The 12,673-nt window shown below is 60.8% G+C and carries 12 protein-coding genes; 9 read left to right on the forward strand and 3 right to left on the reverse strand.

Annotation, left to right across the window (positions count from 1 at the left end; translation table 11 throughout):
• The first annotated feature begins 10 nt into the window (after positions 1 to 10).
• Positions 11 to 286 carry a DUF4090 family protein gene (locus ACLM42_RS05025; RefSeq protein ID WP_247911002.1) on the forward strand — a complete coding sequence of 92 codons (276 nt, stop codon included), beginning with the start codon at positions 11 to 13 and terminating at the stop codon, positions 284 to 286.
• A gap of 1 nt (position 287) precedes the next feature.
• Here ACLM42_RS05025 and ACLM42_RS05030 read toward each other — a convergent pair whose 3' ends face one another.
• On the reverse strand, positions 288 to 515 hold the full coding sequence (locus ACLM42_RS05030; RefSeq protein ID WP_247911001.1) for a hypothetical protein: 228 nt from the start codon (positions 513 to 515) through the stop codon (positions 288 to 290).
• A 128-nt stretch (positions 516 to 643) separates the two neighbouring features.
• Between ACLM42_RS05030 and ACLM42_RS05035 the strand changes: the two genes are divergently transcribed.
• The 7 genes from ACLM42_RS05035 to ACLM42_RS05065 all read left to right on the forward strand — a co-directional run bounded on the left by ACLM42_RS05035 (position 644) and on the right by ACLM42_RS05065 (position 7,497).
• Positions 644 to 1,024, forward strand: a complete 381-nt coding sequence (locus tag ACLM42_RS05035; protein WP_415399943.1) for a DUF2237 family protein — start codon at positions 644 to 646, stop codon at positions 1,022 to 1,024.
• Positions 1,024 to 1,941 carry an NAD(P)H-dependent glycerol-3-phosphate dehydrogenase gene (locus ACLM42_RS05040; RefSeq protein WP_415399944.1) on the forward strand — a complete coding sequence of 306 codons (918 nt, stop codon included), beginning with the start codon at positions 1,024 to 1,026 and terminating at the stop codon, positions 1,939 to 1,941. The genes ACLM42_RS05035 and ACLM42_RS05040 overlap by 1 nt, the downstream gene beginning before the upstream one ends.
• Positions 1,942 to 1,974: 33 nt before the next feature.
• Positions 1,975 to 2,868 (forward strand): PhzF family phenazine biosynthesis protein, encoded by an 894-nt coding sequence (locus tag ACLM42_RS05045; RefSeq protein ID WP_415399945.1) that lies wholly within the window; start codon positions 1,975 to 1,977, stop codon positions 2,866 to 2,868.
• A gap of 36 nt (positions 2,869 to 2,904) precedes the next feature.
• The gene (locus tag ACLM42_RS05050) at positions 2,905 to 3,744 is read left to right on the forward strand and encodes an ATP adenylyltransferase (RefSeq protein ID WP_415399946.1); all 840 of its coding nucleotides are present in this window, start codon (positions 2,905 to 2,907) and stop codon (positions 3,742 to 3,744) included.
• A gap of 60 nt (positions 3,745 to 3,804) precedes the next feature.
• Positions 3,805 to 4,518, forward strand: a complete 714-nt coding sequence (locus ACLM42_RS05055) for a sigma-70 family RNA polymerase sigma factor (protein ID WP_415399947.1) — start codon at positions 3,805 to 3,807, stop codon at positions 4,516 to 4,518.
• 311 nt (positions 4,519 to 4,829) lie between these two features.
• A complete protein-coding gene (locus ACLM42_RS05060; protein ID WP_415399948.1) occupies positions 4,830 to 6,395 on the forward strand; it encodes a DUF3370 family protein in 1,566 nt (521 codons plus the stop codon).
• 25 nt (positions 6,396 to 6,420) lie between these two features.
• Positions 6,421 to 7,497: a J domain-containing protein gene (locus ACLM42_RS05065; RefSeq protein WP_415399949.1), complete on the forward strand. Its 1,077-nt coding sequence runs from the start codon at positions 6,421 to 6,423 to the stop codon at positions 7,495 to 7,497.
• 676 nt (positions 7,498 to 8,173) lie between these two features.
• Here the strand turns inward: ACLM42_RS05065 and ACLM42_RS05070 are convergent.
• Entirely contained in the window at positions 8,174 to 8,668 is a 495-nt protein-coding gene (locus ACLM42_RS05070; protein WP_415399950.1) for an allophycocyanin, read from the reverse strand.
• Positions 8,669 to 8,775: 107 nt separating this feature from the next.
• Here ACLM42_RS05070 and rlmD point away from each other — a divergent pair, with 107 nt between their 5' ends.
• Entirely contained in the window at positions 8,776 to 10,152 is a 1,377-nt protein-coding gene (gene rlmD, locus ACLM42_RS05075; RefSeq protein ID WP_247910991.1) for a 23S rRNA (uracil(1939)-C(5))-methyltransferase RlmD, read from the forward strand.
• Here rlmD and pheT read toward each other — a convergent pair.
• Entirely contained in the window at positions 10,141 to 12,603 is a 2,463-nt protein-coding gene (gene pheT, locus ACLM42_RS05080; protein ID WP_415399951.1) for a phenylalanine--tRNA ligase subunit beta, read from the reverse strand. The genes rlmD and pheT overlap by 12 nt on opposite strands.
• Between the last annotated feature and the right edge of the window lie 70 nt (positions 12,604 to 12,673).

Genomic DNA, 12,673 nt, shown 5'->3' on the forward strand with positions numbered 1-12,673 from the left:
CAATTGAGCAATGGCCATTGCTGGACCTGGCGGCGTTGATGCTGCAATCGCCTCGGGCATTGACCTTGATGGCAGTCCAATTCCCCAGGACATGTTGGCCCTCTACAACGAGGTAATGGACCTGGAGAGCCAGCGCGCTCGTAGTGGCGTCAAGAAATCGATGCGGAATCGAGTGGTCAAGACCGGTTCGAAACACTTCGACCAGCAGACCCTCGATGCTCGCCTCAAGGCTGCCGGTTGGGATGGTCTGAAGGAGAAAGAGGTGGCCTTCTTCTACGGCAGCTGACTCAGCCGCAGAGGTTTTCCATGGTGTCGATCACTTCCTGCTGAAAGGCTTCCAAGTCAGTGGAGTCCGAGAGGTCGACACCTTCTCCAGCTGCGTTCTGCGCTAATTCCTGAAAGTGGAATGCGCCTTCGCCGTTGGCCAAGAACTCAATGGCAGAGCTCTCGCCGCTCTCCTTGAAGGCATCGCAGAGGGCCAGGAAGGCTCCGTCTTCGGTGAAGTCCCAGCTCATGTAGGGGGGTTGGCTGAATGACCTTTAACGCCTCCCCCCCCGATTCCGTCAACCTCCCAGACGGTTTTGTGCCACTCCTTCGTCAGAATTGGGCTCCAGATCCCGGTCTGATCGGACCCCAACCAACGATGAACGCAGCCGAGACCATGCCCCTCAATGTTTTGGGAAACCCCTTGCAGGAGTGTGGATGTGACCCGATGACAGGCTGGTTTCGCGATGGAAGCTGCCGGACGGATGCGGCCGATTTAGGGCGTCACAGCGTTTGTTGCGTCGTCAATGAGCAATTTCTCAGCTACTCGAAGGCCCAGGGGAATGATTTGACGACGCCGATGCCGGCCTACGACTTTCCAGGGCTCAAGCCAGGTGATCACTGGTGCGTTTGTGCAGCCCGCTGGTTGGAGGCTTACCAAGACGGCATGGCCCCGCCGGTACGGCTGGAGGCCTGTGAGGACTCCGCCCTTGCCATCATTCCTCTGGAGCTCCTCCAGGACCACGCCGCGGCGGCCTGATGTCTCTGGCCATTGGCGTCCTGGGCCTTGGAGCCTGGGGTCACACCCTGGCAGGCCTCTTTGAGCGGCAAGGGCACAGAGTTCGGAGTTGGAGTCGTCGCAGTGGGGGAGATCCTTTGGCGGTCATCCAGGGGTCTGATCTGGTGCTTGTTGCTCTTGCCCTTGATGGGGTCAAGCAGCTCGCACCAGAGCTGGGCCCGCGGTGGGACCAGCAGGTGCCCCTGGTGAGCTGCAGCAAGGGACTCGATCCTGAATGCCAACGCACCGCCAGCCAGATGTGGAACGGTGCGAACCCGGAGCTGCGTCTGCTGGTGCTGAGCGGTCCCAACCTGGCCAGTGAATTGGCCCAGGGTTGTCCAGCAGCCAGCGTCCTGGCAAGTCAAGACCAACCGCTGGTGGAACAGCTGCAGAGACAGCTCAGCAGTGACCAATTGCGTCTCTATGGAAGCGACGATCCACTTGGGGTGGAGCTGGCTGGAGCACTCAAAAATGTGATGGCTATCGCAGGGGGGATCTGTGATGGCCTGCAGCTTGGCGCCAACGCCAAGGCCTCCTTGCTTTGCAGGGGCATGGCGGAAATGAGTCTGGTGATTCAGCAGCTGGGGGGTGACCAGGCCAGCCTCTATGGCTTGGCAGGGCTGGGTGATCTCTTGGCAACGGCCAACAGCCCTCTAAGCCGCAACTACCGCTTTGGTTTGGCCTTGGCAGGTGGGCAAACCGCCCCTGAGGCCCTGATGGGTGTCGGTGCCACGGTGGAGGGCTACAAGACCGCCCAAGCGGTCGCAGGCATGGGGCAGAGACACGGATGGGCACTGCCGATTTGCCAGCAGGTCGTGGCCCTGGCAGAGGGGCGCTGTAGCCCGAAGGAGGCCGTCCATGCCTTAATGCAGCGGAGTCTTCGCGGCGAACAGGGATAACGCTGAATGGTTCTGGTTCAGTCAGAGAAAGCGGTGCAGCGCGCTGTGCTGATTGAGGCCTTCGCCGAGGGGCCGCTGCGCGGGAATGGTGCAGCGGTGGTTGAACTCAACCAGGCGGCGGGCGCCAAGTGGATGCAAGATCTGGCTGGCAGTTTGAAGCAGTCGGAGACCGCCTTTCTTTGGTCGAACCCAGAGGGACAGTGGTGTCTGCGCTGGTTCACACCGACCTGCGAGGTGCCTCTGTGTGGCCACGCCACCTTGGCTTCAACGTTGGCCTTGCAGCGTTGGGGAGGGATACGAAGCGGAGAGGATCTGGTGCTGGCCTCTCGAAGTGGCGGCTTAACGATTCGAGTGGAGCCAGAGACGGAGGGGGCAGCTTCACTCGTCCTGCCCAGTGAGCCGCTGGTTGGACTCGATTATCCGAGCTATCTAACCGATGTCTTGGGTGGCGAACCCCTCGGCTATTGGGGATCGACTCTGGGGTATCGCGCCGTGCTTCTCAGCAACGACATCGTGCTCGAGACGCTCACAGGGGTCAGCGAATGCCTTGAAGGAGCAGATCGGCAGGGCCTTGTCGTCATGCAAGCCCTCCCCTCGGACAGCTCCATTCGCCTCTTCGGCCAACCGTGTGACTATCAGCTTCGATTCTTTGCTCCAGGGCTTGGCATTGAAGAGGACCCCGTCACGGGTTCGGCCCATGCCTTGGTGGCGCCCTGGTGGGCAGAGCAGCTTTCTAAAACTGAGTTGCATGGATGGCAGGCCTCAGGGCGCTGTGGCGGGATGCGCTGTGAGGTGCTCGAGGGCTATCAGATCCGGCTAACTGGAACAGGCCACGTGCTCTGGGAGGGCACGATCGATGCCGGCACACCAGGTCATGAGCCTGGCGCTTGGGGCGTCTGCAGGACAGAGCGTCATTCAGCAGCCTGAGTGGCGCTTTAATCAGGACTGGTCTTGTTCTGGGAGATGGGCGATCTTGGCCGCTACGGAGCGGCGGCGTTGCTCTGCAGCGACGTTGCCGAAGCCAATGGCGCCCTGGTTCCCCTGGAGACCGCACTCGAGCCCTTGGAGAGCTGCGCGCCGTTCGTTATCCGGCGATTGGAATCGGCGACGCCAAAGCACCTACGCCGGGAAGGCCCCAAACCGAATCCTTTTTTGCCTTGGGATACGCGGTTGGAGGTGGAACGCCTCGGAACCACGCATCTGTTGCTGCTGAACAAGTACCCGGTGCAACGGGGCCACCTGCTGTTGATCACGCAGCAGTGGAAACCGCAATCGGGTTGGCTGGAGACGGACGATTGGGCGCAGTTGGCTGCGGTGGATGGCGAGACCACGGGCCTGTGGTTTTTCAACAGTTGTGCTGAAGCCGGAGCCAGCCAACCGCACCGTCACTTGCAGCTACTCCCGCGGCAGGCCTCAGAGGTCAGTTGCCCTCTGGATGCCCCGATCACAGCCCAGCTCGCTGGAGACGAAGAACCCTGGCCCTGGCGCTATCAACTGAGCCGGCGTACCCAGAGCCGGGGTCCAGAGGCTTCGAAAGAACTCCAGCAGCTCTACCACCAACAGTTGTCGCGCTTGGGGCTGGGAGATCCCCAGACAGCGGACCGTCCGCTCGCTCCCTACAACGCCCTGATCAGTCCTGAGTGGTTCATGACGGTGGCCCGGGGCAAGGAACATTCCGCCGGTTTCAGCGTGAACGCCCTCGGGTTCGCCGGTTACCTGCTGCTCACAGAGGGGTCCGATCGCGAATGGTTAGGCAGACACGGACCGTTGGAGTTGTTGCGCTCTGTGGCCATGGCTCCGTGAATTCACGGATGACGCGGGCTTGATCCAAGGTCTTGGCTGGAACGAGCACACCCTCGTTCCATGCGTACCCATCAGCTCCAGAGCGTCCAGGCCGAAGTCATCGAGCGGCATCGCGGTCTCGTTCAAGCCACGGCAATGCACTACGCGATGCGCTGCCATGAGCCACTGGAGGACCTGATCCAAGAGGGCTGGATCGGCTTTCTAAGAGCTTGTGAGCGGTTCAAGCCTCAGCGGCAATCAAGCCTTGGGGCCTATGCCAAGCCCTTCATCCGAGGAGCGATCTTGCGTCATCTCAGGGACAGAAGCCGACTGGTGCGCTTGCCTCGCTCAACTCAGGAGCGACTCCAGCAACTCAGGGTGCTCAAGACCAGAGCCGAAGCTGAAACCAAGGACCGTTTCACGTCGTGCGCACTGACTCCGTGCACATTGAGCCATCTGACCGGCTGGAGCGAAGCGGCGGTCGTGGCGATCGAGCAGGCCGAACAGCTCAACAGGCTCCTGCCTTTGGAGCCAGAACGGTGTGAAGCCTCGTCGAGGGGCTCCAGTGGCGAACCGGCATTGGATGCGGAAACCGTGCAGAGCTGGTTGGCATCAATTCAGAAACACCAACGCAAGGTTGTCGAGCTGGTGGTTTTGGAAGGATTCAGCCTGCGCCGAACGGGTGCTGAACTCGGAGTCAGCGCCGCCACAGTGCGGCGTCGGCTGCAGGCAGGGTTGGAAGGTCTTAGGACTCAGCTGGATCTGAATCCTGCATCTGGCGCTCCAAGGTGCTGAGGGCGGCATTGATCGCAGCCAGCTGCCGCTCGAGCCCATCTCGCCAGAACGTCAGCATCTGGTGCTTGCGCTCTTGATGCCGGCGACGCATCTGGGCGGGGGAACCGGAGTCAACGCAAGCAAAGAACGGCGAAATCATGGAGAATGCTGCGGTTATGCCGTTCTAGCCAGCAGCAGCGGTTTGCCGCGACAAGGGGCCGGGCCAAGCCCCAGTGTTGATTTTGATCAGCCGGAAATAAAACAATTCCAAGCAGCAACGCACCCATCCGCAAATCATTCGCACGTTGAGAGCAGTTGGTCCCACAGGTCTGATGAGACCCCTTGCATTTGCTCTGGTTGGCGGCGTTCTGATCGCCCCTATTCCTGCTCTGGCTGATGTGGCCCTGATGGCGGGCCAGCAGGCCAGGCCACTTCAAGGGAGTTTCAACACGGTCCCGGTTCTGCATTCGAACCAGCCTGAGGAGGTGCATGGTCCAGGGATTCTGGTCACGACGACGCCGGGGCAGACCATTGCCGCTGAGACCGGACAACCGCTCAGGAATGCCGCTTACACCTTCAATGGTGAGTTCGGCCTGCATGTCCACCACAAGTACTACCCCAACGACAAGAGTCGAATGGGGAGCGGCGGCGGCCGCCGCGGTGAGCTCACCTTGGCCACCCTGCTGATCAATCCATCAAGCCAACCTGTTCAAATTCGTTTCGAGAAGGGCGCCGTTCGCAACAGCTTTGAGGCGCCTTATCAGGCCAACAATCTGATGGGGGTCAAACCCCTTGGTCATCGTCCGTGGAACACAGGACCAGGCGATGCCACCGCAGTGCAAATGCTGCGCGGCAAGCTCGATCGCAAATTGGCCGACGAGATTACAATCCCAGCCCACAGCAGGATCGTGCTCTTCAGCACCCAACTTCCAGCGAAAGGAATTGCCAATGGACTCTTAAAAGGTCGCAGTGACGGACCCTTTCAAATGGCGGTCGTTGCAGCCGAAGATCCCCAGTCCGATGCTGATCTCATCGCCGTCCTTGACCAACGCCGTCTAGCTCCCGGCCGTGTCTATCTCAGCCGAATTCGGCAGATCGAAAACGGAACAGTGTTCTCACGGGTCGCGGGCGTTGCGATCGGTGATGAATACACCGCAAGCCTGTCCCACGACCTCCAACAAGGGGCACTGCATGTTCCGCTGACCAGCACCAATCGCCATCACTTCGGCACCGGGGAAGTCCAAATCAATCCCCTGGTCAGCCGGATGGTGGATTCCTCGCTGAACAACGTTGGGACCTATGGAGTGCGCTTTGACGTCTCCATGAACCTGAGCGGCTCAGGCCCGCATCAATTGGTGCTGAGCCATCCAACCATCAGCGGCCGAGGTCGTTTTACGGCCTTCCGAGGTTCGATCCGGATTGAAACGGCCGATGGCTTCCAGGAGGTGCACGTCGGGATGAAATCCGGAGACAGCCTGCCCATTGCTGATCTCTATCTCAAACCAGGACAGAGCAATCCAGTCAAGGTGAGCCTGGTGTATCCCGCTGATGCAACCCCTGGACACCTCTTGAGCGTCGTGCCCAATCAACAGTTGGCGGATCTCAAACAGCGGGACTCCATGGCTGAGGTCGCGGAAGTCGCCGCGAAGTTGAACCCGCCAAATGTCCCGGCGGCTGTTGCGCCACCGCCGGTGTTTGAACCAGTCACGATCCGGCCCGCCGCCCCCGCAGTGGTGCCGCCACCGCAATGGGTTCAACCACCACCCGAACTCCCAAAGTTGAACGGAGTACCAGCTGCGGTGATCAGTCCGACTCGGATGAGCGAAAGCCTGATGCTGCGCTACCAACAGGCTGTGGAGGCCCAACAAAAGATGATGAACAGCCTGTTGGGTCGATAACCTCAAGAACAGTTCCCGAGGCTGCGTGAGCCAGCGAGAGACCGACAAACGCCGGATCTCGCTGGAACTCAGCGAGGAGCTTCTGGGTTGGATTGATGGCCTGAAGGGGCAACTCGGTCTTCGCAGCCGCGGAGCAACGGTTGAGCGCCTACTCCAGGAGGTCAGGGGAGGGCAGGACGAGGACAGCGAACCATTTGAAGCGGCTGAAAAGACCGTTGCGGGCACTGAGGCAGTGCCGCAGCTTGAGCTGAACGCGTCGACTGAGGCAGCCGAGGAGGAGCCACCTGGGCTTCTCGACGAAGACCTCTCCATCGTTCTCGTTCACTCCAGTCTGGTCGCATTAACAGACCAAGGAAGGGTCGCATCCGAGAACTCCGAGACAGTCGCTGACCACCGCCCGGCGGCGGTCGGAAGTGGTGGTGGAGGCATCCAGCTGCCTGGCTTTGTTCGAAAGCAAGCTAAGCGTGTCAAGCAAACACTCGAAGCTCCGGCGCGGGCCAACACTTCCGACCCGACCCTTGCGTTGATCAGGGGCCTGGATTTGGATCAAGCCCTCCAGCAAGCCGGACAACATTGGAGCGAGGTCTACGGCCAAGCACCGACGGAGGCCGCACTGGAAGCGGCGATGGTCTGGCTAGGACGAGATGTTTGGCCTCAGTCCGGCGACAGCGACGGCAGACCCTTTGGCTGGAACTTGGTGCAACAGGTCATGTACTCCTATGCACCTGAGTGGGAGGAAGGCCACCCCACCCTGGAACGGGTGATCGTTGCAGCGGGAATCCTCGAGGATCCCTTTGGCGGCACGACCCTGGCTGCTCGTGTTCCCAGCTTGATTACGCGCTTTGTGCAGCGTCACCGCACGCGAACCAAGCGCAGCACATCCTTCGATGCCATCGATAACAGCATGACCGTGCACAGCGCGCTGCGGATGCTGCAACTCGCAACCGTTGCTGATCGGCCCTACAGCCTGCGCGAGATTCGCGAGGCCTATCGCACGCAGGCCGTGAGCCATCACCCCGACGCTGGCGGGTCAGCCGACGAAATGCGCCGGCTGAACGAGGCCTATCAATTCCTCAAGGAGCGCTACCGCGAAGCAGCTTGATTGCACGTCTCAAACCTGTCTCTGCACTTGTCCAGAGCAGAAACAAACCTGGGACACTAGAGCAGCCTTGCACCAGTTGTTTATAGATAGTGTTTTACTTGCAATCTGAGCTGTTGCGTGCATGACCTTTCCCGGAGCCAGGTACCAAGGCAATTTGGGATTGTCCGCACTCCAGAAACCTCTTGTCCATGAGCGTGGACAAGGAAAAAGAATCCAGTGATGATCAGCTTTTTGTGAGCTGCGTACCTGCTGTAGACACAGGTACGCAGCTTTTTACGCCATTCAAGGCACCCAGAAGACATAGGCAGAGCACGGTTGCGCGCGTCTCGGATGAGACGTGTGCTCAGTCTCAGGCTTCCGGCAAGACGAGACGACTTGGAGTCTTCGATCTGCCTGTCTAGGCATGCGCGCTTGGCGAGTGCAGGCAAGTATTCCGCACATCTAGTTTTGGACTCGCCTTCAGTCCAGCTATGCGGATAGAAGGAGGCAGCTGGGTTGACCCATTGCAGGCCTCAGGCACCTGCTGAAGAAGAGTGTCTTGCTCGTCGCGTTCAGCGCTGAAGACGGGACTAGACATGAGGCTTGCCTGGGACAGCTGAGAGAAAGCGCGGTCAGTACGCGGACACAAAAAAGCCGGCTTTCGCCGGCGATTGTTGTGCAGAAGTGAAACAGGTGGTTAGCAGGGGGTCTGCATTCCCTGGATCAAGAAGTCGAAATAAGGCGCTGCGACAGCCGCATCCTCTTGGCTGAGGAGGACCAGGGCTGCTTCCTTCATGCAGCGCATGGACTCGACCATGCCGGGCATGGGGACGCCAAGGCTGTTGTACATCTCGCGAGCGCCCTCAAGTCCGATCTTCTGGATCAGTTCGGTACTTCCAGCGAGAACGCCGTAGGTCACCAGCCGCAGGTACCAGCCAAAGTCGCGGAGGCACTGGGCGCGCTGCTTGGCGCCGTAGGCATTGCCACCGGGCGCTACGTATTCGGGCTTACGGCTGAAGAGCTGCTTCGAAGCCTCATCAACGATCTTCTTCTCGTTGTCGGTCAGGATCCGGACAACGGAGAGGCGATTGGAACCAGTGGAGAGGAACTCCACCATGGAGCGCAGCTCACCGCCGGTGGGGTAGCGGAGCTGATCGTCTGCCTGAAGGATCAGATCGCGTACGACGCTCATCGAAACCACCGTTGACCGTGACACTGTATCGAGGAGAAGCACTGAAAAGCCTCGCTCTGGGCAGGTGTTTACGCACCGATAGGGTCAAAGAACGACGGAAAGGGGTGATGGGAGCAAGCAAGGTGCAATTGGGTACAACCATTGATGTGGTTGTGACTGGTCTTGGCCACGAAGGGCAAGGGGTCGGCCGTTGGAATGAAACGGCTGTCTTCATTCCCGGGGCCCTACCCGGTGAAACGGTTCAGGCCCGTGTGCGCCGTTGCGCAAAGCGCCACCTGGAGGCGGATCTACTCGAGGTCAGCCAAGCGAGTCCAGAGCGGCAAAAGCCCCCCTGCATCCTTGCGGAGCGCTGCGGTGGTTGCAGCCTGCAGCACTGCTCAAGCCAGATGCAGCTCGAGCTCAAGCGGGATCTCGTTCAGCAGAGCCTGAGCCGGCTGGCCAAATTAGATGTGAATGTCGAGCCCGTCTGGGGCTGCAATCTCGAACTGGGCTACAGAAACAGAGCCCTGATCCCACTGGAGCGCGCTCCCGACGGACGGCTGCGTGCCGGGTATTACCGCCGCGGTAGCCACAAGATCGTCAACCTCAATCACTGCCCGGTCCTCGATCCAAGGATCGATGCATTGATTGAGCCCATCAAGCGGGATTTGGAGAAAGCTGGCTGGCCCGTTGATGTGAACTTGGGGGCCAAGGGTGGGCTGCGTCACCTGGCCCTGCGGGTGGGGTCAGCAACCGGGGAAATCCTGATCACGCTGATCAGCAGTCACCGGCAACTCAAGGGACTGGAGACCCTGGCCCAGCGATGGATGGAGCGTTGGCCCGAGGTCGTCGGGGTTGGACTGAACATTCAGCCCAAGGCATCAAACGTCGTGATGGGTCCAGAAACGGACCTGATCGCTGGTCGCCCCTGGTTGCTTGAGGTCTTTGACGGCATCGAGTTGCGCATCGCTGCGGACACGTTCTTTCAAGTCAACACGCCCCAAGCTGAACGTCTGGTTGAACCGTTGCGAGCCTTTTTTGCCACAGGTCAAAGCGCAACAGTGATCGATGCCTACAGCGGTATCGGCACCTACAGCCTGCCCTTGGCTCGCTCTGGTCTGAAGGTCTTAGGCCTGGAAGTGCATCCGTCCTCGGTCAGCCAAGCCACGGCCAATGCAGAGCGCAATGCGATCAAAACAGCCTTCTTTGAGCAGGCCGAGGTGGCCAGCGTCTTGGCCGATCGCTTAAAAATGACCGGATCGCTGCTGGTCGATCCGCCCCGGAAAGGACTGAGTACGGAGGCGCTGGCGGCCATCCTCGACGAAAAGCCAGAGCGGCTGGCCTATATCAGCTGCAATCCCTCAACCCTGGCTAGGGATCTGCAACAGCTCTGCAGCGAGGAGGGTGGTTATCAGCTTCAGCGGGTTCAACCGGTGGATTTCTTCCCCCAGACCAGCCATGTTGAGTGCTTGACCCTCCTCACGCAGACGGGATCAGGCACGTAGCTGGGCGCCGAATTGCTTTTCGAGAGCAGCACGGATTTTCTGGTGGGCCTCATCAACCTCGACGTCCTTCAAGGTGCGCTTGGGATCCCTGTAGCGCAGACGAAAGGCCTGGCTGCAGGATCCGGCCGCCACTTGTTCCCCGTCATAACGATCCACCAGTTCTGCCTGCTCCAGCAGGGGCTTACCCGCCTTACGAATGGCGTTGAGCAGCTGGGCGCTTGCTGTATCCGCAGAAACCACCAGGGCAAGGTCACGCTCTGAGGCGGGCACGGTTGCGAAGGGGGCAAAGGTCGGTTGCCAGCGGTTGCGTCGGGTCGCAGCACTCAGCAGCGCGCTGACCTCCAACTGGAACAGATACGTGGTGGCAGGCAGATCAAACTGCTCGGCCAGCTCGGGATGGATCTGACCAAAGAAACCGGTAGGGCGACCCTCGACAACAACCTGGGCGGCACGACCGGGATGAAGCAGCGGATGCTCACTCAGGCGCCGATCTTCCAGGGGAAGCTTGAGACCAGCCAACGCGGACTGAAGGACACCACGGGCGCTGAAGTAATCAGGGGCCTGGGGCTTGCCGCTCTGGCTCCAAAGCTCAGCCTGCCTGGAACCGCAGATCAAACCAGCCAGGTGTTGGCTCTGGGGTGCCCCCTTGGCTGTGGCATCAAAGACATTGCCAATCTCGAAGGCCCAGAAGCCACTGCGACCAGCCTTGAGGTTGCGCTGAGCCGCCAGGAGCAACTCATCGACAAGGCTGTCGCGCAAATGGCTGTAGTCCGCCAAAAGCGGGTTGGCTAGAGGCACTCGGCAATTCGGGTCGGCACCGGGGCGCTCAGCCTCTGCGGGTCCCAAGGACAGGCTGCAGACCTCCTGAAGACCGGCGGCAGTCAGCAGTCTGCGGAGCCTCCGCTCAGCCTCTTGCAAGGGCGTTAGCCCACCGGGGGCGATGGGGTCCGGCAGGTGGCTGGCGAAGCGGTCATAGCCAACCAGACGAGCCACCTCTTCGATGAGGTCTACCTCCCGTTGCAGGTCCATGGCGCGGGCCGGGGGCACCTGGACCAGCCAGCCGTCATCCGCAGCCTGAAGGGTGCAACCAAGGGCCTGAAGAATGCGCTCGATCTCCGCATCGGGCAGATCCTCTTCAAGGCCATCCGCTGTGGCCACCGGACCGAGGAGGTTGTGGAGGGCATCGCGGCGCAACTCCAATGGTTCAACCGCTGCCTCGGCGCGCTGATGCAGCCAGCGTCCTTCAACCGTGGCACCACAGAGTTCCTTGAGGAGCGCCACAGCCCGATCCGCAGCGCTCAGCGTGACTTCCACAGGCAGGCCCTTCTCAAAGCGACTGCTGGCGTCCGTGCGCAAGCCCAGGCTCCGGGCACTCTTGCGGACGGTTTGGGGGGCGAACATCGCCGCCTCCAACCAAATCGACTGCGTACCGAGATGAACAGAGGTGCCTTCGCCGCCCATCACACCGGCAAGGGCGATCGCTTGGTCGGCGTAGCTCACGACCCAGGCGTCCTCGCTGAGGGTGTGGCTGCAGCCATCGAGTGTGGTGAAGGCCTCGCCGGAACGGCCCGCACGCAGGTCGATGCCCGTTGGGTCCAAACGATTTCCGCTGAGCTGGCCGAGCCGATCGGCATCAAAGGCGTGCAGGGGCTGACCTTGCTCCAGCATCACCAGATTGGTGATGTCGACCACGTTGTTGATCGGCCGCAGACCGGCACGCTCAAGCCTGCTCTGCAGCCAGCGGGGAGAGGGACCGACCTTCAGCCCGGAGAGAGCCGTCAGGCTGAAGAGACCGCCCTCCTCAATGCGGGCCTGGACATCTGCTCCAACCGGCAGGGCCTCCGAAGCGAGGGGTTCTGCAAGAGGAGGAAGGCTCAGGGGGGCTCCCGTCAGGGCCGCCACCTCCCGGGCAATGCCCAACATCGAGAGGCCGTCGGGTCGATTGGCGGTAATCGCCAGCTCCAAGACCTGGTCGTCGAGTCCAAACAGAGGTCCAACGGGGCTGCCCACGGCGGGCACGGACTCCAGGGCCTCATCGAGGATCACGATGCCGTCGGAGCTGTCGGCTAGTCCCAGCTCTGAGAGGGAGCAGATCATGCCGCTGCTGGCGACGCCACGCAGCTCAGCGGGCTTGATCTTGAGATCCACAGCCGGTAGGTAGGCACCAACGGTGGCCACAGCGACGTGGATTCCTGCGCGCACGTTCTTGGCGCCGCAAACAATTTGAAGGGGTGCGTCCGCGCCGACGGCAACCGTGCAAACGCTCAGCTTGTTCGCATCGGGGTGGGGCGCCCGATGTTCGACGAACCCGACAACCACCCCTGCGGCACGGGCGGCAAGATCGGTGATCTCTTCCACCTCGAAGCCCGCAATCGAGAGCTTTTCGGCGAGTACATCCGGTGCCAGATCGCAGGCCACCAGCTCCCGGAGCCATTGGAGCGAGACCTGCATCTGAGACGGGCAAACAGAACGCCGAGTTTAAAGAGGCAAGACACCAGGCCTGGTCAGGCGACAAGGTATG

It is taken from the genome of Synechococcus sp. W4D4, from assembly GCF_047716805.1.
Lineage (GTDB): Bacteria > Cyanobacteriota > Cyanobacteriia > PCC-6307 > Cyanobiaceae > Vulcanococcus.

Bases quoted from the DNA above. Each gene is read 5' to 3' on its own strand.
- pheT (WP_415399951.1), bottom strand. From the start codon at position 12,603: ATGCAGGTCTCGCTCCAATGGCTCCGGGAGCTGGTGGCCTGCGATCTG.
- ACLM42_RS05050 (WP_415399946.1), top strand. From the start codon at position 2,905: ATGGGCGATCTTGGCCGCTACGGAGCGGCGGCGTTGCTCTGCAGCGAC.
- ACLM42_RS05055 (WP_415399947.1), top strand. From the start codon at position 3,805: ATGCGTACCCATCAGCTCCAGAGCGTCCAGGCCGAAGTCATCGAGCGG.
- ACLM42_RS05035 (WP_415399943.1), top strand. From the start codon at position 644: ATGAACGCAGCCGAGACCATGCCCCTCAATGTTTTGGGAAACCCCTTG.
- ACLM42_RS05040 (WP_415399944.1), top strand. From the start codon at position 1,024: ATGTCTCTGGCCATTGGCGTCCTGGGCCTTGGAGCCTGGGGTCACACC.
- ACLM42_RS05030 (WP_247911001.1), bottom strand. From the start codon at position 515: ATGAGCTGGGACTTCACCGAAGACGGAGCCTTCCTGGCCCTCTGCGAT.
- ACLM42_RS05070 (WP_415399950.1), bottom strand. From the start codon at position 8,668: ATGAGCGTCGTACGCGATCTGATCCTTCAGGCAGACGATCAGCTCCGC.
- rlmD (WP_247910991.1), top strand. From the start codon at position 8,776: ATGGGAGCAAGCAAGGTGCAATTGGGTACAACCATTGATGTGGTTGTG.
- ACLM42_RS05025 (WP_247911002.1), top strand. From the start codon at position 11: ATGGCCATTGCTGGACCTGGCGGCGTTGATGCTGCAATCGCCTCGGGC.
- ACLM42_RS05060 (WP_415399948.1), top strand. From the start codon at position 4,830: ATGAGACCCCTTGCATTTGCTCTGGTTGGCGGCGTTCTGATCGCCCCT.